We start from the raw sequence: 23,853 nt of genomic DNA, 5'->3' as shown, positions 1-23,853 counted from the left end.
GCGACATGACCTATCAGCCGAACGTATCGCGCCGCGCCTTCATCGCCGGCTCCGCCGCCGCCATCGGCGGCTTCACCCTGGGCTTCCACGTGCCGTTTGCCGACGCGGCGACGGCCGAGGGCGCCCCTGCCATCCCGCCGGAGGTGAACGCCTGGGTGGTGGTGAAGCCCGACGAAACCGTTGTCATCCGCATCGCCCGCTCCGAAATGGGCCAGGGCACGCTGACGGGCCTCGCCCAATTGGTAGCGGAGGAGCTGGAGTGCGACTGGTCCAAGGTGACGACGGAATATCCGACGCCCGGTGAGAACCTCGCCCGCAACCGGGTGTGGGGCAGCTATTCCACAGGCGGAAGTCGCGGCATCCGGGATTCGGAAAGCTACGTGCGCCAGGGCGGGGCTGCCGCCCGGGAGATGCTGATCGCCGCCGCGGCCGGCCAATGGAAGGTGCCGGCCACGGAATGCAAGGCCGCGAAAGGGGTGATCACCCACACGGCGAGCGGTCGCACCACCACCTATGGCAAGGTGGCCGATGCCGCCGCCACCCAGACCCCGCCGGCCAACATCAAGCTCAAGGATCCTAAGGACTGGACCATCGCCGGCAAGCCCATGCCGCGCCTCGATACTGTCGACAAGCTGACTGGGAAGCAGATCTACGGGGCCGACCTGCGGCTGCCCGGCATGCTGGTCGCCACCATCAAGGCCTGCCCCGTGTTCGGCGGGAAGGTCGCGAGCTTCGATGCGGCTGCGGTCGCCGGCAAGCCCGGCGTGCGCAAGGTGGTGCAGGTGGGCGATAACGCGGTGGCGGTGGTCGCCGATACCTGGTGGCAGGCCAAGACCGCACTTGATGCCTTGCCGATCACCTGGGACGAGGGACCCAACAAAGGCCTCTCCAGCGCCAATATCGCCGCCACGCTGGCCGCCGGCCTCGATGCGCCGGACGCCTTCGTGGGCAACAAGCAGGGCGATGTGACTGCGGCCCTGGCCGGCGCCGCCAAGACCGTCAGCGCAACCTATTCCTTCCCCTATCTCAACCACGCCACCATGGAGCCGATGAACGCGACGGCGCTCTACACGGCGGACAAATGCGAGGTGTGGGTGCCGACACAGAATGGCGAGGCCAGTCTTGCCGCCGCTGCGGAAGCGGCGGGCCTGCCGGTCGGGAAGTGCGACGTGCACAAGCTGCTCCTCGGCGGAGGTTTCGGCCGGCGCGGCAATTTCCAGGATTATGTGCGACAGGCCGTGCTGATCGCCAAGCAGATGCCCGGCACGCCGGTGAAGCTCTTGTGGTCGCGCGAGGAGGACATGCTCCACGGCGCCTATCATCCGATCACCCAGGCCAAGCTCACCGGCGGGTTCGACGCGCAGGGGAATCTGATCGCGCTCCATATGCGCATTTCCGGCCAGTCGATCCTTGCGTCGATGCGGCCCGAGGGCAAGCAGGGCGACATGGATCCCGTGGTGTTCCAGGGACTGACCGCGAACAGCCCGGAAGGCCACATCGGCTACACCATCCCCAACGTGCTGGTCGATCATGCCATGCGCAACCCGCCGATCCCGCCGGGCTTCTGGCGCGGGGTGAACCTGAACCAGAACACCTTGTACCTGGAATGCTTCATGGACGAGCTGGCGCATGCGGCCGGCGTCGATCCGCTCGCGTTCCGGCGCAAGCTGATGGCAAACCACCCCAAGCATCGCGCGGTACTGGAGGCCGTGGCGGAACGCGTCGGCTGGGAAAAGCCGGCGCCGGCGGGAGTCTATCGCGGGCTCGCGCATACCATGGGCTTCGCGAGCTATGTGGCTGCCGCCGCCGAGGTCTCGGTGGAAAAGGGGCAATTGAAGATCCACCGGATCGTCGCCGCCACCGATGCCGGGCATGCGGTCAACCCGGCGCAGATCGAGCGGCAGGTGGAAGGATCTTTTGTCTACGGGCTTTCGGCGTGCCTCTACGGCGAGTGCACGGTGAAGGGCGGTCGCATGGAGCAGGAGAATTTCGACACCTACGAGGTCCTGCGTCTTGCCGAGATGCCCGCGGTGGAAACCATCATCATGCCTTCCGGCGGCTTCTGGGGCGGGGTGGGGGAGCCCACCATCGCCGTGGCCGCGCCGGCGGTGCTGAATGGGCTGTTCGCGGCCACCGGCAAGCGCATCCGCACCTTGCCTCTGAAGAACCACCCGCTCGTGTAAAGCCGATCTCCGCGCCGGGCAATGGAGCTCGGCGTGGACGCGCCCTTGTCATGGGCTTGCTGCTGCCGGCATGATTCCCGCCTTCCGGCCTGCGGAGGCGGCAGAACGCTTCAACGATGCATTCAGAAAAAGCATAGGGCGGCCGGCATTGCTGACCGCCCCTTTGGCGCTTCTGTGGGATGCGATCAGCCGTTGCCGATCCCGCGATCGCCCAGCTTCAGGAACAGACGATCCTGCTCCGAGATGACCGGCGCATGGTCGCGCTCGTCGGGTACGGTGGTCGTCTGCTGCTGGCTGCGCGCCGCCTGGCGCGGTTCCTGCTGGATCTCTCGCGCGGAAGCGACGCTCGAGAACAGGGAAGCCGACATCAGAGCAAGAATAGCGTAGCGCATGTGCGTATATCCATTTTATTGAACGCAGAACATATCTGCGTTTTCATGTGAATGCCTAAGCATTCGTAAGTTAAATGTCAGTTGTCGCAAAATTATCGCGCTGCACCATGGATATTGTCGCGAAATGTCGTGCGCACCCGTGATGCGGGCATTTTGATACGCGCTCGCCGATCCGTGATGCGTTCGCCGCCTAAATTGTGCTCCGAAAGAAAGCGGATCGCGCGAGGGCGGCTGACGCTCGAACCTCGCGCCGGGGCTAAAAATCAAGGGCCGCCCAAGTTTTTGATCGCAGGGTGTCGCAGAGGCGCGGAGCGATACACTCTGATACATATTCCCGGTGGGCGGGATGGCGGGCGTGCGTATGTTCCGGGAGGAGCAGCGGAATGAACTCGGCACATCATATCGCCGTCGTGGACGACCATCGCGACATCCGCGACCTGGTCGGCAAATACCTGACGCAGCACGGCTACCGCATCAGCCTGGCGGAGAACGCGCTCGCCTTGCGTCGCCTGTTGGAGCGCAACGCGCCCGATCTCGTGGTGCTCGACGTGATGATGCCGGGGGAGGATGGGCTTTCGCTATGCCGGCACCTGCGCAGCACCACGGAATTGCCGGTCATCCTGCTCACCGCCATGGCCGAGGAGACCGACCGCATCGTCGGCCTTGAGGTGGGCGCCGACGACTATCTGACCAAGCCGTTCAACCCACGTGAATTGCTCGCCCGCATCAAGGCGGTACTGCGCCGGGTCCACAGCCTGCCACCCCAGAAGGGCCAGTTGGCCGCCAAAGTGGTGCGGTTCGACCGCTGGACGCTGGACGCCGGGCGGCGCGAGCTTCTGGGGCCGGATGGTGTGGCGGTGGCACTCAGCACCGCCGAATTCCGTCTGCTGTGTGCGTTTCTCGACCATCCGGGCCTGGTGCTGAGCCGGGACCAGTTGCTGGATCTCACCGTCGGCCGTGCGGCCGATCCCTTTGATCGCTCCATCGACAATCAGGTCAGCCGCCTGCGCAAGAAGATCGAGGTCGATTCCAAGAGCCCGGCCTTGATCAAGACCCATTGGGGCGGTGGCTACAGCCTCGTGGCGGAGGTTGTTGCCTGATGATGCGCCTGTGGACGCGCAGCCTCGCGGCGCGCTTCATCTGTTTCACCCTGCTGGCGCTGACGCTCTCCCAGGCGGTGGTGTTCTTCATCTCCTGGGACGAGCACGGGCAGGTGATCCGCAAGGCCGCCAAGACCGAGACCCTGAGCCGCTGCGCCTCGCTCGCGCGGGTGCTGGAGGCAACGCCGGCCGCACTTCACAAGGACATTCTCAGCGCCAGCAGCACGAGCACAACCCGCTATTGGATCTCTCCCGAAGGACCGAAGGCGGCCAGCGCGTGGCGCCAGCAGGCCTGGGCCTATCTCGCCCAGCCGCTGCCGCCGCTGGCGCCGCCCGGTCACGAGGTGGATGCCGCAGCACCGGTGGAGGCGCGTGCGGACGAGGCGCCGCGCGTCGATGTTCTCAATTCGTCCTGGATCGACCTTCCACCCCATGCCTGGCCACTCTCGCGCCCGGCCAAGTTTCTTTATCTCGATGATGCCAACGGCATGGGGATCACGGTCCAGCTCGCGGACGGGTCCTGGCTGAACTCGGCCTTCGCCAAGCGCGCCCAGGAGAATTTCTGGACCTCGCAATCCACGGTCTCGCTCGCGCTCTCGGCGCTGGTGCTATCGGTGATCGCGGTGTTTGCCGCGCGCGGCATCGCCCAGCCCATGCGGCGTCTCGTGGCGGCGGCCGAGGCACTCGGCCGCGGCGAGAAGATCGCCCCCTTGCCGGAAACCGGGCCGGATGACATCCGCCGCACGGCCGAGGCCTTCAACCGTATGCAGGACCGGCTGGTGCGCTTCATCGACGACCGCACCCGCATGCTCGCCGCAATCGGGCATGACCTGCGCACACCGCTCACCTCGCTGCGGCTGCGCGCCGAGTTCGTGTCGGACGACGAATTACGGGAGAAGATGCTCAGCACCATCGCCGAAATCCAGTCCATGACGGAGGCGACTTTGACCTTCGTGCGTGAGGAAGCGACGGCGGAAACCACCCGCACGGTCGATCTGCCGGCACTGGTGGAGAGCATGTGCGACGATCTCGCGGAACTCGGTTATGCCGTTACCTTCACCGAGGGGCAGAAGATCAGCTATCGCTGCCGGCCCGATGCGCTGCGCCGTGCCTGCCGTAATCTGGTGGAGAATGCCGTGCGCTATGGCGAGCGTGCGCGGGTGAGCGTGACGCAGGGCGCGGAAAACATAGAGATCGTGGTCGAGGATGATGGCCCCGGCATTCCCGACGTGTCGCGCGAGCAGGTGTTTGCGCCGTTCTTCCGCATGGAGCACTCGCGCAACCGCGAGACCGGCGGCCTCGGCCTCGGCCTCTCCATCGCGCGCACGATCGTGCGGCGGCACGGCGGTGATATCATCCTTTTCAACCAGCCGAGGGGGCTGCGTGCCTCCATCAGCCTGCCGAAAGCGGCGGGCGAACTTCCCATCTATGAATCACCGCAGCCGGTGGGCGAGGCGCACGAGGGGCACGTCGGAGCGCCGGCGCGCGGATTGCCGATCTGATGGAGTCCCGCACCCGGATCAGGAGGCGGCGCGCACCGCGCCTGCCTCGCCGGGATGATCGGTGGCGAGGCGATAGCGCCCCTGGGCGAACAGCAGCGTTCCACGCTCGAAATGCACCGCGCGGCGCACCCGGCCGATGAGGATCAAATGATCGCCGCCGCGATGCTCGGATTCGCGGCTGCATTCGAAAAAGGCCGCGACATTGTCGAGCACCGGGGCACCGGTTTGGCCGGCGCTCCAGCCGACGTCCCGGAATTTGTCGGGACCGGATCGTCCGAAATGGCGCGAGAGGGCGATTTGGTCGTGCGCCAGCACATTGATGGTGAAATTTTCCGCGATGCTGAACTTGGGATAGCTCTTCGAGGATAGATCGATCGACCACAGGATCAGCGGCGGGCTCAGCGAGACCGAGGCGAAGGAATTCACCGTGAGCCCCACCAACTCGCCGCCCACATTGGCCGTCACCACCGTGACACCGGTGGCGAACTGGCCAAGGCACCGGCGGAACTCTTGGGGATCGCGCGCGGGATCGCATTCAAAGGCCGCATGCACGCTCATGTCTTTTTCCTCCCTTTGGGAGCGCCGCCGTTTGACCGGCGGCGCCGGCGTCGTTGCGCGCCTCAGCCCGCCTTCGCGTACATGCTGGCCGGGCGCCGCAGGCCGAGATTTTCCCGCAGCGTGCTGCCGGTATATTCGGTGCGGAACAGGCCGCGGTTCTGCAGTTCGGGAATGATGTGCTCGCAGAATTCGTCGAGCCCCGCCGGCAGGATCGGCGGTTGGATGAGGAAGCCGTCCACGCCGCGATTGAGGAACCAGCTCTCCATCTGATCGACGATGGTAGAAGGCGTGCCCTTCACCGTGCGCTGCCCGCGCCCGGTGCCGAACTGCTCATACATCTGGCGCAGGGTGGGATTGCCCTTGAGCATGTAGGAGACGCGGGAGTTGGACCGGCTCAGTTCCTCGGCCACCAGATGGGCGGGCAGGGGCTCTTCCACATCGCATTGGCTGAGATCGATGCCCCCGAGCGCGGCGGAGAGCAATTCCTTGCCGACGTCGGGGTGGATCAGGCTCTGGAGATAGCGGATCTTCTCGTCCGCTTCCTTCTCGGTTGCCGCGACCACCACGTTGAGGCCCGGCATCACGACGATCTCGTCCTCGCCGCGGCCGTATTGCGCCGCGTGGTCCTTCAGTTCGCGATAGAATTTCTGCGCCTGCTCCAGATCATGGAGTGGGGTGAAGATGACTTCCGCGATCTGCGCCGCCAGTTCCTTGCCGGTGTCGGAGGCGCTGGCCTGGAAGATGACCGGATAGCCTTGCGGCGGGCGGGCGACGTTCAGCGGCCCGCGCACCGAGAAGTGCTTGTCCTTGTGGTTGAGGTAATGGAGCTTCGCGGGGTCGAAATAGCGAGAGGTGGCGCGGTCGCGCAGGAAGGCATCATCCTCCCAGCTGTCCCACAAGCCCTTCACGACCTTGACGAACTCCTCGGCGCGCTCATAGCGCTCGTTATGGCCGTAATGGGCGTCGCGGCCGAAATTATAGGCCTCCGACGGGTTGGAAGAGGTCACCACATTCCAGCCCGCCCGGCCGTGGCTGATATGGTCCAGCGAGGCGTACCGCCGGGCGAGGCTGTAGGGCTCGTTGAAGGAGGTGGTGGAGGTGGCCACGAGCCCGATGTGCTTCGTGACCGCCGAGATCGCGGAGAGCAGGGTCACCGGATCGAAATAGGCCATGTATTGCGGCCAGCGCGAGAGCGCCTGCAGGTTCCCATCGCGGGTGGCGATGGCGTCGGCGAGGAAGATCAGGTCGAACTTGGCCTTCTCCGCCGTCTGTGCGAGCCGCACATAATGGTCGAAATTGGTGCCGGCATCGATCTGCGAGCCGGCGTCGAGCCATGCGGCCACGTGATTGCCCGTCGGATGGAAGAAGCCACCCAGCCTCATCTGATCTTTACGTCGTTCGGTCATTTCTTGTTCTCCTTGTGCAACGCCAAGGCGCGGCACGGCTTTTCTTGTTAGGGGACGGGTGAAACGGGCGGATCACGTGGCGCGCGGCTCAGCGCGTCCTCACCATGTGGAGGCTTTGGCCATCGCCTCGATCTTCTTCGCGTCGAAGTCGTTGATCTGGGGGATGAACTGGTTGGTATAGGCGGCGGTGACGTCGAATCCCTTGGGGATCAGGCCTTCCTCGATGGAGATGTCGGCCATGCGCTTCCACTGGGCCGGCACGTTCTCGCCCCACTTCACGCCCGGCTCCAGCTTGGTGAGATCGAAGCGGGAATCGAAGATGCGGCGGGCCTGCTTGAAGGTGTCGTCATTCACCGTCTGCGGCTTGGTTTCGGGATACATCTTCCAGTGATTGCGCAGTGCGGCGTCAGGATTGGTGAGACCGTAGACCGAGGCTTCGGCGATGCCGCGCGCGACCTTCACCACCAGCTCGGGCTTCTTTTCGATGGTCTCCTCGCGGGCGATAATGACATTGCCCAGCACTTCGTCGATCCACGGCGGGTCGATGTAGCGGAACTTGAAGCCGTTGTTCTCCAGCGCCGCGATCACGGTATCCCAGGAGGCCCAGGCGTCGATCACGTTCTGGCGGAAGGCGTTGGCGGCCTGGCCGCCAATGCCGACCGATAGCCACTTCACACCGGTCTGCGGGTCGATGCCGGCGGAGGAGAGCGCGGCGCGGGCAAAAGGCACCGAACCTGCGGACATGTCAGGCACGCCCAGCGTCTTGCCCTTCAGATCGGCGACGCTCTTGATCGGGCTGTCTTCGGGCACGACGATCCGGTAGATCGACTTGCGGGCGTAAGTATAGACCGCCTTCACCTTGATGCCCTTCGACCGGGCGATCAGCAGCGCGTCGCCGCCCACGGTGGCGAAATCCACCTGTCCGCTGGCCACCTGCTGCACACCGGCGGTGGCGCCGGACAGGCCGATCACTTCGACATCCAGGCCTTCCTGTTTCCAGAAATCGGCGGCAAGCGGGATCGAGGACTGGGCGGCGTGGCCGACCGAGATGTTGGAGGTCGTGACCGCATAAACCACCTTCTCCGCCGCCCCGGCACTGCCGGCCGCGCCCGCGAGGGCGAATGCCGCCGCTAAGGTAAATAAAGACAAACGAATGCTTCGCATATTCAAACTCCGCCTCTGGTTATTTTAGGTTTGTTATTTGGATCGCCTTCAGCTGAGCGACTTGTTCCAAAACAGGAAGTGGCTCTGGGCCATGCGCATCAGCAAGCTGAGCGCGACGCCGAACACGCCGAGCACCACCAGCACCGCGAAGATGCGCGCCACGTCGAACTGGAAGTTTGCTTCCAGGATGAGATTGCCGAGCCCGGCCTTGGAGCCCACGAACTCGCCGACGATCGAACCCAGGATCGCCAGCACGATGGCGACGTTCAATCCGGCGAAGATGAAGGGCAAAGCGTTGGGCAGGCGCACGGTGCGGAAGGTTTCCCAGCGCCCCGCGCCGAGCGAGCGCATGAGGTCGAGCTTCCCCTGGTCGCAGGATTTGAGCCCCATGATGGTGTTCACCAGCACCGGGAAGATGGCCACCAGCGCAACGATGATGACCTTGGAACCGATGCCGTAGCCGGCCCAGATGATGATCAGCGGCGCGATGGCGATCTTCGGCAAGGTCTGCAGCGCCACCAGCCACGGATAGACGATCCGCTCGACGATGCGGAACTGCGCCACCACAGCGCCAATGGCCGTTCCGACCACCGCGGCCAAAAGGAAGCCGGCAATGGTCTGGAAGGCGGTGACAAAGAAATTATAGATGAACAGGCCCGAAGCGAATCCATTGTAGAGTGAAATCGCAATGGCCGATGGCGCGGGCAGGATGAAGTCCGGGATCTTGAAGAGATCTACCGCCAGCTCCCAAATCAGCGCCAGCATCACGAAGCCGCCGAAGGAGATCAGGGAATCCGTGGTGGAAACCGAAAGCCAGCGCAGGCGTTCGCGCTTGCGTGAGGCGAGGATTTCGGCCGCAGCCGTAGCGTCGAGGGACATGGCGATGACTCACAGGTTCGGTGGGCGCGAAAACGCGCGGATCGGGGCGATGCGGCGGGACGGGTCTAGTCGGTGCCGACGTCCAGCAGGCGGCGCAGCTTCCCGGTATAGGCGCCGAACTTCTCCTCGCTCAGCATGCCGATGTGTCGGGGCCGGGGCAGGGCGATATCCACCTCCGCGATCACCCGGCCGGGGCGCGGCGACATCACGATCACCCGGTCGCTCATGAACACTGCTTCGGTGATCGAATGGGTGATCATGAAGACTGTCTTCTTGGTCGCGTCCCAGATCTTCAGCACTTCGGCGTTCATCACTTCGCGCGTCAGCGCATCGAGCGCACCGAACGGCTCGTCCATCAGCAGAACCGAGGGGTTGTGCACCAGGGCGCGGGCGATGGAGACGCGCTGGCGCATGCCGCCCGAAAGCTCGAACGGATACTTGTCCTCGAACCCCTTGAGGCCGACCAGCTCGATCAGCTCATGGGCGCGGGCGAGCGAAGCCTGCTTGTCCAGGCGCAGCACCTGCGCCGGGAGAAGCACGTTCTGCAGGATGGTGCGCCAAGGCAGGAGGTTCGCGTCCTGGAACACGATGCCGACATCCCGGCTCGGGCCGCCGCCCTTTCGCCCGGAGAGAACCAGCTCGCCGCCGAACCCGTCCTCAAGCCCGCCGATGATGCGCAGCAAGGTGGTCTTGCCGCAGCCGGAGGCCCCGATGACGGAAACGAATTCCGCGTTGCGGATGGCAAGGTTGATCTTGCTCAGCGCATGCACCGTGCCACCGGACGCCGTTTCATAGACCTTCGTCACGTCATTGAGCGTGACGACAGCCGGGGAAAGCGGCTTTTGCGCATGCGTGTTGACAATAAAGGGTGTTGCACCCGCAATGGCTGCCATAATGCTTATGTTCTCCTCTGGATGTCCGGTCGCGCTTTTTGCGCAATTCTCGAACGAAATCTGAAACGACTTAAGTAACGCGCTCCTGGCCGGGGATGCGGGTATTGTAAGGGCGGGCGCCGCGATCAAGGCGCTCGCTGGTTGAGAACAGCGATTTCTTCAAGGCGCTCGCAGAAAGCGGCGGCGCTCTTCACATGGTCGCGCATGGCCTTGGCCGCGCACTCGGTGTCGCGTCGCTCGAGCGCCGCGAGGATGCCTTCCAGTTCCGCGAAACCGTCCTGCACGCGCTCCTGGGAAACCGCGCACACGCGGCGGATCCACTGCACCTTGTCGCGCAGGTCGAGCAGTGTCTGGCGCACCAGGGAATTGTCGGCGGCGTCATAGATCGCGGCATGCAGCCGGTTGTCGAGGGCGATGAAGGCGTCGGCGTCGCCCTTGGCGATGCGGGGCGCCTTGGCGCGGAAATCCGCCCGCAACGTCTTGAGCATCGGCGCCGACATGCGGGTCGCCGCCGCGCCGGCGGCGTGCATCTCCAGCAGCATGCGCAGTTCGGTGACCTCGCGGATCTCCCGCGGCGTGAGCGCCTTGATATAGGTGCCGCTCTGCGGGGAGATGGCGATCCATCCCTCCGACTTCAGGCGGGAGAGCGCGGTGCGGATCGGCGAGCGCCCCACGCCCAACTCTTCCGCCAGGCGCGCTTCGGACAGACGTTCGCCAACGCCGTAGTACAGATCCACGATGCGCTTCTTGATCTCGCGATAGGTCACGAATGCGGCATTCGCCTCATCGATATTGAGCATTTTCTACCCGCTTCTTGTTCTCGCCGAGCCGCGCGCGCTCCGAGGCGTCGCGCCGCTTCTTCCGACCGATCGCCATTGATGCTGTCTGCAAGCCTGTTTCCGGGACCGGAAGCAGCTGCGCCTCGTGGCTTTAAAGGGGCGCAACCCTTTCTAAAGCCGTGAGTTCGTCTGGATGTGTACCGTTCTAGTTGACTAGGTAAGTGGTCAACTAATTTGGAACATGATGTCGCAGGCGAGTCAAGCATGTCCGGTGGGGAGGGACGCAATGAAAGCGGGCGGCCGCGGCGTCGCATTTGGAAAAGCAAGCTTCGTGCCGGCGACAGCGCGTGGTCGCTCATTTCAGCGAGAGGCCGGGCGCGCGGGCAGCGCGGGGGAGGGAGCGTCGTTCCTCTTGGTGCGGTGCACGCGTCGTCCTAGGCTGAAGGTAGTCTTGCGCACGGATTCCCCATGACCGACCGCCCCCGCCACCTGCCGCTCAGCGGAAACGACATGCCGCGCTTCGGCGGCATTGCCACCATGATGCGCCTGCCGCACATTCCCGATCCCGCGAAGCTCGATGCCGGCTTTATCGGCGTGCCGCTGGACGTGGGCACCTCGAACCGCGCCGGCACCCGCTTTGGGCCGCGCCAGATCCGCACCGAATCGGTGTTCGTGCGCCCCTACAACGTGGCCACACGCGCCGCGCCGTTCGATAGCCTCGCTATCGCGGATCTCGGCGACGTCGCGACCAATCCCTACAGCCTGGAGCGCTCGGTGGATCTCATCGAGGCGCATTTCGATGGCATCTTCGCCGCAGGCTGCCGGCCGATGGCGCTGGGTGGCGACCACACCATGACGTTGCCCATCCTGCGCGCGGCGGCAAAGGTCCATGGGCCGGTGGCGCTGGTGCATGTGGATGCCCATGCGGACGTGAACGACATCATGTTCGGTGAGCGGATCGCCCATGGCACGCCCATGCGGCGGGCGCTGGAGGAAGGGCTCGTCGACCCGCGCTGCATGGTCCAGGTGGGGCTGCGCGGCTCGGGCTATGCGGCGGACGATTTCGACTGGCAGCGCGGCCTTGGCGTCTGGGTGGTGCCGGCGGAGCGCTGCTGGCACCGCTCCCTGGCCGATCTGGCGCGTGAAATCCGGACCCGCTTTTTGGGGCGGCCGACCTATATTTCATTCGATATCGACAGCCTGGACCCGTCGATCGCGCCGGGCACGGGAACCATCGAGCCGGCGGGCCTCACCTTGCCCCAGGCGCTGGAGCTGGTCCGGGGCCTGCACGGGCTCGATGTGGTGGGTTTCGACCTGGTGGAGGTGTCGCCGCCCTACGACACCACGGGCAACACCGCCCTGATCGGAGCGAACCTGCTGTTCGAGATGCTGTGCATCCTGCCGGGGGTCACCTATCGCGAGGCCCCGCATCCCCTGTCCTTCCGCCCCGATCTTCCGGCGGACTGGGTGTAGTCCTCCATCCGCGTTCAGGCGTGCTTCAGAGCGGAAAGCGCGTGGTAGGCACCCTCGTGATACAGCAGCGGCGGGGCCACGCCGATCTTCGCGCAGACCACGTGGCCGATAAAGATCGTGTGGGTGCCCACCTCGGTTTCCTGCACCACGGTGCATTCCAGGCTGCCGCTGCAGTCTTCGAGCAGGGGGCAGCCGGTCACCCCCAGCGTATGGGGCACACCGGAGAAGGGATCCGGCGTGCGGCGGGCGAATTTCTCCGCCAGGTCGCTCTGCGAGTGGGACAGCAGATTCACAGCGAACGCCTGGCCGTGCCGGATCATGGCGTGGGAGGCGTTGGCCCGATTGACCACCACCAGCAGGCTCGGCGGGTCCGCGCTGACGCTGCAAACGGCGGTGGCCGTCATTCCATTGACCCGCGCATCGTGCCGGCTGGTGATGACGGCCACGCTTGACCCGAGCCGCCGCATTACCCCCTTGAACTGCTCGGGGGAAACAGCCTGCGGCATGTCGGTGGATAAGGCGTGCGCGGCCATCACGCGCTCCGGGGCTGCGTGAGCCGGTCCCGCAGGCTGCCGCTCTCATAGTCCTGCCGCAGGGCGCCGCGTGCCTGCAGGAGGGGCACCACTTCATCGACGAAATCATCGAACGTGTCCGGCAGGAAAGCGGGCGAGATGACGAACCCATCTGCAAGTCCGGAAGCGACGATCTCCGTCAGTTCGTCCGCCACGTCCTGCGCCGTACCGACGATGCGCGGGCACATGACGCCGCGCCCGTACACGCCGCCCGCCTCGGCGATGGTCATGGAACCGTCCGGCGTGATGGAGCGCAGGGCGGCGAAATTCCCCTGGCTGCCGGAGACCGCGATCTCGTCCACCCGCGCATTCAGGGGCAGGCTGGAGAAATCCGCATTGGCATGGGCGGCGAGCGTGGAGAGGCCAACACGCGGATCGATCAGGGAATCGTGCAGGTCGCGCTTTTCTTCCGCCTCGGCGCGGGTGCGGCCGATGAAAGGCATCACCGCCATCAGGACCTTGCTGGCGTCCGGCGCACGGCCGGCGGCTTCAAGGGCCGCTCGAACATCCCGCGTGAACGCGCCCATGCGCTCGCGGTTTGGCTGCAAGGCGAAGATCACCTCCGACCACCGCGCCGCGAATGCCTTGCCGCGGCCGGAGGAGCCCGCTTGGATGATCACCGGCCGGCCCTGGGGGCTGCGGGGAATATTCAGGGGCCCGCGCGACTGGAACCATTTGCCCTGGTGGTTCACGTAGTGGACCTTGTCGGGGTCGGCATAAATGCCTTTGGCGCGGTCCAGCACCAGCGCGCCGTCCTCCCAGCTGTCCCAAAGCTTGAAGGCGACATCCATGAACTCGTCCGCGCGGTCGTAGCGTTCGTCGTGGCTTAGATGGGGCACCGAGCCGAAGTTGAGTGCTTCACCGTCATTCATTGAGGTGACGACGTTCCACGCCGCCCGGCCGCCCGACAGATGGTCGAGGGTCGCGAATTCCCGGGCGATATTGTAGGGCGCGTCGTAGGTCGTGGAGCGTGTCGCGCCGAGGCCGATGTGCTGCGTAACTGCCGCCATGGCACCGAGCACGGGGATCGGGTCCATGCGGGTTGCGTCCTGATCCCCCAGGCGAATGCCGGTCTCGAGACTCTCGCCATAGCGGTCGGCGATGGCGAGGCGGTCGGCGAAGAACAGAAAGTCGAACTTTCCGCGCTCCAGGGTGCGCGCGATATGGACATAGTGGTCGAGGCTGAGGAAGGCGGTCTCATGCGCCGGATTGCGCCAGATGGCGTGGCTGTGCACCACCGGGCCCGCGATGAGGAAGCCGCACAGATGCATCGGTTTGGTTTGTGTCATCGGATGTCTCCCCACGGCCCTGCGGGCGCGCGTATTCGTTGCGCGCGAACTGCTTCGCGCGCTGCTGGTGTTCGACCGTGAAATAAGGTCTAGCGGATCAAGAGATCACGCCGACCGTGGTATTCTTTCCGCCCTTGATCACCTGGACCAGGAACGTGCGATTGATCTGATCGCCCTTGGCGTCGAAATCGCAGCTCGCGCCGGCGCCCATGAACTTGATCTTCTTGCCGGCGCGGATCAGCTCCAGCCCCTTTACCACGTCGTCGACTTCCTCTCCGGGCGGGTTGCAGACTTCCAGGATGGATTTCGCCCACACCGACGCATCGGTGGACTTTGCATGCTCCATGGCGAGCGCGGTGACGCAGATCTGATCGTGGGCATTGCCGGCGAACAGGAACACGGTGCCGGCCGGCGCGCCCATCTCCTTCACGAACTTCTTGTAGGAGGGGGAATCCAGCGGCGGGGCGGGCTGAAGGTGGTAGATGCCCTCGCCGACCTCCGGGCCGACGGCCTGCAGGAACTTGCCCTCCGCGTCCGCTCCGATGGAGAGCGCGACGATCTTGGACTTAAAGCCGCCGCGATAGACCTCCTTGGCGATGGAGGCGAAATCGGTGAGGAGCGAAAGGCAGAACACCCCTTCGGGATCGTTGCCGAACGCCTTCTCCACCTCGGCGCGATAGGAGGGCTGGTCGGGGTTGTACATGACCACGTCCACCACGCTGCCGCCGAGCTTGGCCATCTCCGCCTTGAACGGCTCGATCATCGCCACCACGAAGGGGTTCTGCTGGGCCAGCACCACCACCTTCTTGACGCCGATGGAATTCATCACCTTGGCGCCGGCCGGGCCCCAGGAGGTGCTCTTGGCCTGGAAGCGCCACACGAGGCCCTTGGTGTCGCCGTCGGTCACGGCATTGGCGGCGCAGGAAACCATCTGCACTTTGTTGGCCGCGAGAATGATGGGCTTTGCGGCAAGCGCGATGGGGCTGCCCCAGAAACCGCCGACCAGCTCCACCTTGTTCACTTCCAGCAGCTTCTTGGTGGCGGTGACGCCGACGGTGGGATTGGTCTCGGAATCCTCGATGAACAGCTTCAGCTTGCGCCCGCCCAGCACGCCGCCACCGTCGTTCACCTGCTGCACCACCAGCTCGGCGGCCTTCTTCATGTCCGGTCCATAGGGACCTGTGGCGCCCGAGAACGGCAGCACCATGCCGAGCGGCACATCGGCCGCCTGGGCGAACGCCGGCATCGCGGCGCCGACGAAAGGAAGGGCGCCGAGGCCGGCAACGACCTGGCGGCGGGTGAGACGCGGCGACTGGCTCATGGCTGTTCTCCTGTAGGGGTGGATGATTGGGTTGGGTGAAGATGAAGCGCGGCCTCGGCCACGCCGTCGTCGATCTGCAACGCGTCGTTGAACCGGTTGAAGAAGCCGCAGAGCGCGATGCGGAACGTCAGCTCGACGATCTGCGCTTCAGAAAAATGCGCGCGCAATTGGGTGAAGACGCTGGAGCGAATGCCCCAGGCGCGTTCTGTGACCAGCCGCGCATAGTCGATGACGAGGCGGTCGACCTCGTCGAAAGCTTCATGCTCGGCGTCGGGAAGACCCTCGATCGCGTCGGCGGGAATGCCCTCCACGGCGAGCAGGGGGGCGTGATGCGAGACGCAATAGGGGCAGGCATTGAGCTTGGAGACCACCACCACGGCCAGCTCGATATAGCGCCAAGGCACGGCCTCGCGCGTCCGCAATTCCATGAGCATGCGGTAGATATGGTCGAGCGCGGGAGGCACGTGCGCGAGCACCGCCGCCTGGTCGGCGAAATCGGCATAGCCGCCGGCGAATTGCTCGTACACCTGCGCGATTTCGGGCGGCAGGGCCGTGGGGGGCAGCGGGGTTACGCGAGGCATCAGCCTTCTCCCTTCGCGTCGGGAAAGAATTCGGACGCGCGCCGGCGCGGTTCCGCTACGAGGCCCTGCGGACGCAGGATCAGCAGCAGCACGATGCCGATGCCGATCATGCCGAGCCGCAGCGCCGACAATTGCGCGCCGTCGATGGACGGCACGAGATCCTTGAGGAATCGCGTCGCTTCCAGCAGCGCCATGATCGAGCCGGCGCCGAACAGGAGGCCGAGATTGGAGCCGCGCCCGCCGGCGATCACTGCCATGAAGGCATAAGCGGTGATGATGGGGGTGAACTGGCTGGGGTCGATATAAGTGAGGTAGAAGGCGTGCAGCGCGCCCGCGAGGCCCATGACCGCCCCGCCCACGGCAAAGGCCCGCACCCGCAGCGCCAGCACCGGCTTGCCCAGCGCGGATGCCACGGTGGCATCGTCCCGGACCGCCCGCAGCACCCGGCCGAAGGGCGAGCGCACAAGGAGTTCCAGCAGCACGAACACCACCGCCACCAGCGCGATGGCGAACGCAAGGATGACTCCGTCTCCCCCACCCGGCGGGGTAATGCTGGAGAACGGACGCGGAATGTCGGCGATGCCGAGCGCGCCGCCCGTCAGCCAGCCCTCGTTGAGCAGCAGGATGCGGACGATCTCGCCGAAACCGATGGTGACGATGGCGAGATAGTTTTCCTCAAGCCTGATCGAGAGCAGTGCCAGCCCCATGCTGACGGCGGCGCAGAGCGCGGCGGAGAGGATCATCGCCGCCAGCCAGCCGATATGTGGGGCGGTGATCGCGACCCCATAGGCACCAAGCGCGACGAAGCCGGAGACGCCGAAATTCACCAGGCCGGCAAGGCCCCATTGCAGATTCAGCGCGAGCCCGACTAGCGCCGCGACACTGACCAGGATGACGAGGGTGACGAGATAGGCGCTCATTTGCGCACCGCCTTTGCGCCGAACAGACCGTTGGTGCGGAACAGGAGCAGCAGCAGGATCACCGTGAAGCTCACGGCCTGCCGGTAATTGGTGGGCAGCACGAGGGCCGACATCTCCTCGGCAACCCCGATCATCAGCGCGCCGGCAACCGCGCCGAGCGGGCTTCCAAGGCCGCCGAGGATGGCCGCCGCGAAGATGGGGATCTGGTAATTCCAGCCCATCAGCGGATCGATGGCGCGATCGAGCCCGGCGAGGACCCCGGCCACGCCCAGCAGCGCCCCGGTCAGCGCCCAGGCGATGCGGGCCACGGTGCGCCGTTCCACGCCGCGCACGGCGGCAAGGGCGGAATTGTCTGCCACCGCCCGCATGGCGCGGCCAAGCGGCGAGGCGGTCAAGAGCAGGTGCACCAGGATCAGCGCGACGACCACGACGCTCGCGGTGACGATCTGCTCCTGATTGATGCGCACCCCCTGCCAGCGGATCGGCCGCGCGAGGGCCACATCGAAGCTGCGGGCCGCATTGCCGAAGAAGAAACGGCAGATGTTCTCGATCACCAGCGACACGCCCATCGAGGCGACCAGCAAGGTGATGGAGCCGCGCTCACGCAGCCGCTCGAACACCAGGGCATCGGCTATGATCGAAGCGAGCGCCACGCACAAAGCGGCAAAAGCGGCGGCGAGCGGCAGCGGCCAGCCGAACAGGACATTGGCGACGAAGCCCGCATAGGCGCCGAAGGTGAGCAGGGCGCCGACCGCGAAATTGGCGAATTTCAGGATGCCGAACACCAGCGTCAGTGCCAGCGCGGGCAGGGCGAGGAGCAGGCCCGTGACCAGACCGTTGAGGAACAGCTGCGCCATGTCAGGCCGCCTTCCCGAAGAACAGGTCGGCGAGATCACCCGGCGTCACGTTCTTCGCCGGTGCGCGCAGGCTGAGGCGTCCCGCCACCAGCACCACCACCTCGTCGGCAATCTTCAGCGCGGCGGAGACATTCTGCTCTACCAATACGATGGTGACACCGGATTCTCGCACGCGGGCTATGGCCTCCATGGTCTGGCCGACGATCTTCGGGGACAATCCGGCCGAGGGCTCATCCAGCAGCAGCACTTCCGGATTTGCGAGCAGAGCGCAGGCAAAGGCGAGCATCTGCCGCTGGCCGCCGGACAGGTTTCCGGCGAGCGTGCGGGGGCGGGCGGAAATCTCGGGAAACAGGCTCAGCACCCGTTCCTCCTGCTCGCGCCCGATGCCCGGGCGGCCGCGCAGGAATTCCGTGGCGAGCTTCAGGTTTTCGCGAATGGTGAGGCTGCGGAAGACATTGGCTTCCTGGGGTACATAAGCGAGGCCGGCGAATACGCGGCGGGCCGGCGAGAGGGTGGTCACATCGCTTCCGGTCACCGAGATGGAGCCTGCCCGCGCCGGCAGGAGGCCCGCGACGGTCTTGACGAAGCTCGACTTTCCCGAGCCGTTGGGCCCGATCACGGCAACGATGGTTTCCGCCTTCTGGGCGAAATCGATGCCGCAGACGATATCGCCGCCTCGCCCGTAGCCGGCGCGCAGGCCCTGCACCAGCAGGGCGTTCGTTTCGCTGTGCGCCATCATGCGGCGAGCCCCAGATAGGCTTCCACGACCCGGGGGTCGGAGGTGGCCTCCGCGAAGGTTCCGGAAACAAGGGTCCGCCCCTCCGCCAGCACATGCACGTGGTCGCAGACTTCACCGACAAGGTGCATGTCGTGCTCGACGATGCCGAACGACAGGCCCTCGGCCTTCAACTCGCGCACCAGGCGAATGATTTCCTCGCGCAGCGGCGGAGAGACGCCGGCGCCCGGCTCATCCAGCAGCAAAAGCCGGGGCTCCAGCAGCAGCGCGCGGGCGACTTCCAGAAGCTTCTTCTGGCCTCCCGAGAGCGCGGCGGAGGGCTGGTCCGCCAGTTTCCACAGGCCGACCCGTTCCAGAAGGGCCCGGGCCCTGGCGGCATTCTCGTGCTCCTGCGCCCACCATTTGGGCCGCGAGGCCACGGCGCGCAAAAGGCTTTCGCCGATCTGGTGCGGCGGCGCCAGCAGCAGGTTTTCAAACACGGTGAGGCTGGAGAGCTCGCGCACGATCTGGAAGCTGCGCACCACGCCGATCGCAGCCATGCGATGGGCGGGCAGGCCAGTCACGTCCACATCATTGAATGATACGGTCCCCGCGTCGGGTTTGGCGAGCCCGGTGAGCGCGTTGAGCAAGGTGGTTTTCCCCGCTCCGTTGGGGCCGATCAGGCCGGTGACCTCGCCCTTGGCAAGCGAGAGGCTGCACCCATCCAGGGCCGCCACGCCGCCATAGTGCTTTACCAGCCCCGTCACGTTCAAAAATGCACCGGACATTCAAAAACCTCTATTTCCATCGATCTTATTAATTATAAAAACCGTCCTGTCGATTGCACTTTTTAGCTGCATCAAGGCATTTTGATTTAGATCAAGGTTTGTGCATTTGCCTACGAATTAAACAAATCATACCAAGGTGTTTCAAATTAAAGCCGTGATGAGCGAAGCAATCAAATTTATATTGCTTTGCGAAAAGCAAATTAATATTTATCCAATCTCATGGCGCGCCCACTCGAAATCACTTTGTTGCGCACATTTGTGCTTCTCGTGGAGGAGCAGAGCGTGACCCGCGTGGCGCGGCGGCTGAACCGTACGCAGCCGGCGGTCAGTCTTCAGGTGAAGCGCCTGGAGGAAGCGGCCGGCCGCGCGCTCTTTGAGCCGGACCTGCGCCATCTGCGCCTGTCCCGGCACGGAGAAATGCTGCTGCCCTTCGCGCGCACCATGCTGCGCATGCACGAGGAAGCCCGCTTGCGCCTCGCGGCCGAGGAGATCGAGGGGCGCGTTACTCTGGGCTGTCCCGATCTTTATGCCGCCTTCCTCCTGCCGGAGACGCTGGCGAGTTTCCGGGCGAGCTATCCCGGGGTTGAGGTCACCGTGCGCTGTGCCCTGTCGCGGCAATTGGCGCAGGATATGGACGAGGGCGTGATCGACATTGCCCTTGCCACGCGCATGCCCGGCGTGGCGCCGAAACTGGGACGCGGAACGGTGCTGCGGGCCGAGCCCCTGGTCTGGTTGGGCGCAGGCAACGGCAGCGCCTGCCGGGAAGATCCGCTACCGCTTGCCATGCTTCCGGAAGGCAATTTGTATCGCGATTACGCGCTGGCCGCGTTGAACGAGCAGGGCCGGCCCTGGCGCATCGCCTGCGTCTCGGAGAGCATTGCCGGCCTCCAGGCCATGGCGCTGGCGGACGCCGCCCTCATCGTGCTCGCCGATTCGGTCCGCTCCACCGGACTGGTGCGCCTCGGCGCGGCCGACGGGCTGCCGGTGCTGCCCTCGGTGGACTTGATTCTCTGGGAGCGCCAGCCCGGCCTGCTGCAAGCGGCGGATTATCTCGCCGCCCATATCGCGCGCAACATCAGCGCGGAGCGCTCGCGCAAGCGCGCCTGAAAGCGGCCGTACCCTGCGTCACGCCCTGCGACACTGGCCCTCATTGCTCGACTAAATTGAATGTATATTATATGCAGTCAAATAACGCACGTGACTGGATATGATATGGCCACCCAATCCTGGCCCCCGCTTTCCCCGCTCCAGACCGGCCTGCACGGCCGGTGCCCGCGCTGTGGGCAAGGCTATCTGTTCAAGGGGTTTTTGACACTCGCGCCCAAGTGCGAGGTGTGCGGCCTTGATTATTCCTTCGCCGATCCGGCGGACGGCCCAGCCTTCTTCGTCATTTGCTTCGGCTGCCTGCCTTCGACGCTGTTCGCCATCTGGCTGGAAGTGGCGTACGAGGCCCCGTACTGGGTCCATCTGGTGACGACATTGCCTCTGCTTCTGCTCACCTGCATTCCGCCCTTGCGGCCGCTGAAGGGCTGGTTGGTGGCGAGCCAATATTTCTACAAGGCGGAAGAGGGAAAACTCATCCCTCTGCCAAAGGTCGCTCCTAAGTGAATGGATTTTGCCTGCTGAATGACTGCATCATTCGGGCGGCAGCATCGTGATCCCATGTCGCCCCGCCACTTCAATCAGCCGGGGCACATCCGGAGGCTGGGGCGGCGGGAAGGCGAGGGGACCCTCGGCCGGTTCTCCTGCGGCGAGGAAGAACTGCTCGTGCAATCCGCCGGGCGTATTGATGATCAGCATGCGGGCCGTTTCGGAGCCTGCGTTACGAAAGCCGTGCGCCACGCCGCGCGGCATATAGACGAAAGAGCCCGGCCCGTGCCGGGTGGTCTCGCCGTCACGAAAAATCTCATACTCCCCTTCCAGAACATAGAACGCTTCAGCGTCCTCGCTGTGGACATGAGGCGGCGTGAACGCGCCTGGCGCCGTTGCGGCCTCGACGAGGGAATAGTTTCCTTCGGTCTGCGCTGCGATGCCTTTGAAGGTGACGATCGTGCCAAGCAGATGAATGGATGAACCCACGCGTGGGGAGGCCGCAACACCCTGTGCGGCGGGGGAGGGAAGTGTCACGGCTTGTGTCCTTTCTCCAATTTTGATACAAAAATCTCATAACGAGACAAATGTCTCATAAGAGGTTCATCTTGGATCGTCAACCGTCGAGCGAACGGCTCGCGCAAAAACAGCGTACGCGCTCCGCCCTTCTGGCCGCCACGCGTCGGCTCCTGGCTGAGGGCCGCACGCCCACTGTCGGCGAGGCCGCAGACGCCGCCGCCATTTCGCGCGCCACCGCCTATCGCTATTTCTCCACCCCCGAGGCCTTGGCTCAGGAAGCCTTGCTGGATGCCATCGCCGAGGAGGTGGATGGGGTGATGCTGGATGCGGGGCTTCGCGCGCTTCCCCCGGCGCGGCAGGCGGAGGAGGTGGTGGTCAGCGTGCTCACCATGGTGTTGCGCCATGAGGCGCTGTTTCGCACCTATCTCGCCCTTGCAGCCTCAGGGCAGGCGACCAGCCGGGGCGGCCGGCGCGTGCGCTGGATCTCGGACGCGCTGGGCGGCATCGCCGCCACCATGCCGCCCGCGGCATTCGCGCGGCTCATCAACGCCCTGTCGTTGCTGGCGGGGATTGAGACGGTGGTGGTGCTGAAGGATATCTGCGACCTCGACGCTGTCGAGGTCGAAGACACGGTACGCTGGATGGCGCGCACGCTGGTCGCGGGCTCCCTCGGGGCGGCGCTCCCTTAAAGCCGCACTCCGGCGCGGCCGGCCTCAGCAGGTGGAAGAGGGCGACACGCGGCCATCGAGCCGCAGGCGGTTCACATGGCCCATCTTGCGGCCGGCGCGCGCTTCATCCTTGCCGTAGAGATGCAGATGGGCGCCGGGTTCCGCCAGGATCTTGGCCCAGTCGTACGCATCCGCGCCAATCAGGTTGACCATCTGCACGTCGCCGAGGCGCGACGCATCGCCGAGCGGCCAGCCGGCGATGGCGCGGACATGCTGCTCGAACTGGCTGGTGACGGCACCGTCCTGCGTCCAATGCCCGGAATTGTGCACACGTGGGGCGATTTCGTTGACGATCACCCGTTCGCCAGAGGCGGCGGAGGTGATGAACAATTCCACCGCGAACACGCCGACATAGGACAGCGCGCCGGCGATCTTGCAGGCGATCGCGTGGGCCCGGTCGGATGCTGGCCGGGACATGGCGGCCGGCACCGTGGAGGTGTGCAGGATGTGGTCGCGGTGGACGTTCTCGGTCACGTCATAGGCGGCGAAGGCGTCGTCCAGGCAGCGTGCCGCGATGACGGAAACCTCGCGCTCGAACGTGACGAAGCCCTCCAGGATGGCGCTCTGCGCGCCGATCGCGTGCCAGGCGGCGAGCAGGTCATCGCCGGCGCGGATGGTGACCTGGCCCTTGCCGTCATAGCCGAAGCGCCGGGTTTTCAGCACCGCCGGCAGGCCGATGGCGGCCACCGCCGTTTCCAGGCCGGCGAAATCGTCCACAGCGGCGAACGGCGCGGTCTCGATGCCGAGGCCGCGCACGAAGGTCTTTTCCAACAGGCGGTCCTGGGTGATGGCGAGGGCCTTCGCCCCCGGCCGCACGGGCACATGGCGTTCCAGGAATTCGGCTGTGGTCAGGGGCACATTTTCGAATTCATAGGTGACAACGTCGCTCACCCGCGCCAGCGCGGCGAGGGCGGCCTCGTCGTCGTAATCGGCGCAGATGTGGCCGCCGGCCACCTGGAAAGCCGGGCTGTCCTTGTCGGGGCACAGGATATGAGTCTTCAGGCCCAGCTGCGCCGCCGACAGGGCGATCATGCGGCCGAGCTGTCCTCCGCCGAGGATGCCGATGGTGGAACCGGGCTTCAGCATGGATTAGACCGGCCGTTCCGTCACAGCTGCCGTGCGTTCGGCGCGATAAGCATCGAGCCGCGCGGCCAAGCCCTCGTCGCTTAGCGCCAGTACGGCGGCGGCGAGCAAAGCGGCATTGGTCGCACCCGCCTTTCCAATGGCGAGCGTGCCGACGGGGACGCCGGCGGGCATCTGGACGATGGAATGCAGGCTGTCCATGCCGGACATGGCTTTGGATTCCACCGGCACGCCGAACACCGGCAGCGGGGTCAGGGCCGCCACCATGCCCGGCAGATGGGCGGCGCCGCCGGCGCCGGCGATGATCACCTTGAAGCCCTCCGCTTTCGCCCCCTTGGCGAAGGCGAACATGCGCTCAGGCGTGCGGTGGGCGGAGACGATGCGCACATCGTTGCCGATCTCGAGTGCTGCGAGCGTCTCCGCAGCGTGCCGCATGGTCTCCCAGTCCGACTGGCTGCCCATGATGACGGCCACCGGCCGCGAACCCATATCGTTCATCCCCGAAAAAAGGAAAGCGCGGCTTTATAGGATAAGGGGTCGAGGGGCAAGGGCATGCGGCGC

The 23,853-nt window shown here is 65.3% G+C and carries 25 protein-coding genes; 7 read left to right on the top strand and 18 right to left on the bottom strand.

Translation table 11 applies throughout. The features are described from left to right. Positions 1-5 precede the first annotated feature (5 nt). A complete protein-coding gene (locus tag V5F68_RS12840; RefSeq protein WP_394015094.1) occupies positions 6-2,183 on the top strand; it encodes a xanthine dehydrogenase family protein molybdopterin-binding subunit in 2,178 nt (725 codons plus the stop codon). A gap of 185 nt (positions 2,184-2,368) precedes the next feature. On the opposite strand, the gene V5F68_RS12835 is transcribed toward V5F68_RS12840, so the two are convergent. Then, complete coding sequence (locus V5F68_RS12835; protein WP_394015093.1) at positions 2,369-2,575, bottom strand: hypothetical protein; 207 nt, start codon at positions 2,573-2,575, stop codon at positions 2,369-2,371. A gap of 383 nt (positions 2,576-2,958) precedes the next feature. On the opposite strand from V5F68_RS12835, the gene V5F68_RS12830 reads away from it, so the two are divergent. Beyond that, positions 2,959-3,675, top strand: a complete 717-nt coding sequence (locus V5F68_RS12830; protein ID WP_394015092.1) for a response regulator — start codon at positions 2,959-2,961, stop codon at positions 3,673-3,675. Further along, positions 3,675-5,177 carry an ATP-binding protein gene (locus V5F68_RS12825; protein WP_394015091.1) on the top strand — a complete coding sequence of 501 codons (1,503 nt, stop codon included), beginning with the start codon at positions 3,675-3,677 and terminating at the stop codon, positions 5,175-5,177. The genes V5F68_RS12830 and V5F68_RS12825 overlap by 1 nt, the downstream gene beginning before the upstream one ends. Before the next feature lie 18 nt (positions 5,178-5,195). Here the strand turns inward: V5F68_RS12825 and V5F68_RS12820 are convergent, their stop codons facing one another. The 6 genes from V5F68_RS12820 to V5F68_RS12795 form a co-directional block, all read right to left on the bottom strand. Continuing rightward, positions 5,196-5,735: a flavin reductase family protein gene (locus V5F68_RS12820; RefSeq protein WP_394015090.1), complete on the bottom strand. Its 540-nt coding sequence runs from the start codon at positions 5,733-5,735 to the stop codon at positions 5,196-5,198. Positions 5,736-5,797: 62 nt separating this feature from the next. Continuing rightward, positions 5,798-7,141 (bottom strand): LLM class flavin-dependent oxidoreductase, encoded by a 1,344-nt coding sequence (locus V5F68_RS12815; RefSeq protein ID WP_394015089.1) that lies wholly within the window; start codon positions 7,139-7,141, stop codon positions 5,798-5,800. Positions 7,142-7,240: 99 nt separating this feature from the next. After that, the gene (locus V5F68_RS12810; protein ID WP_394015088.1) at positions 7,241-8,305 is read right to left on the bottom strand and encodes an ABC transporter substrate-binding protein; all 1,065 of its coding nucleotides are present in this window, start codon (positions 8,303-8,305) and stop codon (positions 7,241-7,243) included. 48 nt (positions 8,306-8,353) lie between these two features. Next, positions 8,354-9,184 (bottom strand): ABC transporter permease, encoded by an 831-nt coding sequence (locus V5F68_RS12805; protein ID WP_394015087.1) that lies wholly within the window; start codon positions 9,182-9,184, stop codon positions 8,354-8,356. Positions 9,185-9,249: 65 nt separating this feature from the next. Beyond that, positions 9,250-10,077 (bottom strand): ABC transporter ATP-binding protein, encoded by an 828-nt coding sequence (locus V5F68_RS12800; protein ID WP_394015086.1) that lies wholly within the window; start codon positions 10,075-10,077, stop codon positions 9,250-9,252. 125 nt (positions 10,078-10,202) lie between these two features. Next, the gene (locus V5F68_RS12795; RefSeq protein ID WP_394015085.1) at positions 10,203-10,877 is read right to left on the bottom strand and encodes a GntR family transcriptional regulator; all 675 of its coding nucleotides are present in this window, start codon (positions 10,875-10,877) and stop codon (positions 10,203-10,205) included. A gap of 447 nt (positions 10,878-11,324) precedes the next feature. Here V5F68_RS12795 and speB point away from each other — a divergent pair, with 447 nt between their 5' ends. Continuing rightward, complete coding sequence (gene speB, locus V5F68_RS12790) at positions 11,325-12,329, top strand: agmatinase (RefSeq protein WP_394015084.1); 1,005 nt, start codon at positions 11,325-11,327, stop codon at positions 12,327-12,329. Between the two features lie 14 nt (positions 12,330-12,343). Here speB and V5F68_RS12785 read toward each other — a convergent pair whose 3' ends face one another. The 8 genes from V5F68_RS12785 to V5F68_RS12750 form a co-directional block, all read right to left on the bottom strand. Further along, positions 12,344-12,862: a flavin reductase family protein gene (locus tag V5F68_RS12785; protein ID WP_394015083.1), complete on the bottom strand. Its 519-nt coding sequence runs from the start codon at positions 12,860-12,862 to the stop codon at positions 12,344-12,346. Next, entirely contained in the window at positions 12,862-14,190 is a 1,329-nt protein-coding gene (locus V5F68_RS12780) for an LLM class flavin-dependent oxidoreductase (protein ID WP_394015082.1), read from the bottom strand. The genes V5F68_RS12785 and V5F68_RS12780 overlap by 1 nt, the downstream gene beginning before the upstream one ends. A gap of 97 nt (positions 14,191-14,287) precedes the next feature. Then, positions 14,288-15,511 carry an ABC transporter substrate-binding protein gene (locus V5F68_RS12775; protein WP_394015081.1) on the bottom strand — a complete coding sequence of 408 codons (1,224 nt, stop codon included), beginning with the start codon at positions 15,509-15,511 and terminating at the stop codon, positions 14,288-14,290. Continuing rightward, a complete protein-coding gene (locus tag V5F68_RS12770; RefSeq protein ID WP_394015080.1) occupies positions 15,508-16,092 on the bottom strand; it encodes a carboxymuconolactone decarboxylase family protein in 585 nt (194 codons plus the stop codon). The genes V5F68_RS12775 and V5F68_RS12770 overlap by 4 nt, the downstream gene beginning before the upstream one ends. Continuing rightward, positions 16,092-17,012 (bottom strand): branched-chain amino acid ABC transporter permease, encoded by a 921-nt coding sequence (locus tag V5F68_RS12765; RefSeq protein ID WP_394015079.1) that lies wholly within the window; start codon positions 17,010-17,012, stop codon positions 16,092-16,094. The genes V5F68_RS12770 and V5F68_RS12765 overlap by 1 nt, the downstream gene beginning before the upstream one ends. Then, complete coding sequence (locus V5F68_RS12760; RefSeq protein ID WP_348844746.1) at positions 17,009-17,869, bottom strand: branched-chain amino acid ABC transporter permease; 861 nt, start codon at positions 17,867-17,869, stop codon at positions 17,009-17,011. Before V5F68_RS12760 ends, V5F68_RS12765 begins: the two co-directional genes overlap by 4 nt. Position 17,870: 1 nt before the next feature. Beyond that, positions 17,871-18,608, bottom strand: a complete 738-nt coding sequence (locus V5F68_RS12755) for a branched-chain amino acid ABC transporter ATP-binding protein (protein ID WP_394015078.1) — start codon at positions 18,606-18,608, stop codon at positions 17,871-17,873. Then, on the bottom strand, positions 18,605-19,372 hold the full coding sequence (locus V5F68_RS12750) for an ABC transporter ATP-binding protein (protein ID WP_394015077.1): 768 nt from the start codon (positions 19,370-19,372) through the stop codon (positions 18,605-18,607). Before V5F68_RS12750 ends, V5F68_RS12755 begins: the two co-directional genes overlap by 4 nt. Positions 19,373-19,654: 282 nt before the next feature. Between V5F68_RS12750 and V5F68_RS12745 the strand changes: the two genes are divergently transcribed. Together V5F68_RS12745 and V5F68_RS12740 are read left to right on the top strand one after the other, a co-directional pair. Beyond that, on the top strand, positions 19,655-20,479 hold the full coding sequence (locus tag V5F68_RS12745) for a LysR substrate-binding domain-containing protein (RefSeq protein ID WP_509274232.1): 825 nt from the start codon (positions 19,655-19,657) through the stop codon (positions 20,477-20,479). 105 nt (positions 20,480-20,584) lie between these two features. After that, positions 20,585-20,980, top strand: coding sequence for a DUF983 domain-containing protein (locus V5F68_RS12740; RefSeq protein WP_394015075.1), 396 nt, complete (start codon positions 20,585-20,587; stop codon positions 20,978-20,980). 27 nt (positions 20,981-21,007) lie between these two features. Here V5F68_RS12740 and V5F68_RS12735 read toward each other — a convergent pair whose 3' ends face one another. Next, positions 21,008-21,499 carry a cupin domain-containing protein gene (locus tag V5F68_RS12735; protein ID WP_394015074.1) on the bottom strand — a complete coding sequence of 164 codons (492 nt, stop codon included), beginning with the start codon at positions 21,497-21,499 and terminating at the stop codon, positions 21,008-21,010. A gap of 71 nt (positions 21,500-21,570) precedes the next feature. Between V5F68_RS12735 and V5F68_RS12730 the strand changes: the two genes are divergently transcribed. Next, complete coding sequence (locus V5F68_RS12730; RefSeq protein ID WP_394015073.1) at positions 21,571-22,170, top strand: TetR/AcrR family transcriptional regulator; 600 nt, start codon at positions 21,571-21,573, stop codon at positions 22,168-22,170. Between the two features lie 24 nt (positions 22,171-22,194). Here V5F68_RS12730 and V5F68_RS12725 read toward each other — a convergent pair whose 3' ends face one another. Further along, positions 22,195-23,295, bottom strand: a complete 1,101-nt coding sequence (locus V5F68_RS12725; RefSeq protein ID WP_394015072.1) for a 5-(carboxyamino)imidazole ribonucleotide synthase — start codon at positions 23,293-23,295, stop codon at positions 22,195-22,197. Positions 23,296-23,298: 3 nt separating this feature from the next. Then, on the bottom strand, positions 23,299-23,781 hold the full coding sequence (gene purE, locus V5F68_RS12720) for a 5-(carboxyamino)imidazole ribonucleotide mutase (protein WP_394015071.1): 483 nt from the start codon (positions 23,779-23,781) through the stop codon (positions 23,299-23,301). Positions 23,782-23,853 lie beyond the last annotated feature (72 nt).

The organism is Roseixanthobacter pseudopolyaromaticivorans (genome assembly GCF_043195145.2).
GTDB lineage: Bacteria > Pseudomonadota > Alphaproteobacteria > Rhizobiales > Xanthobacteraceae > NCEH01.
The sequence above is the reverse complement of the archived record's forward strand: the minus strand, read 5'-3'. Positions and strand labels throughout refer to the sequence as shown.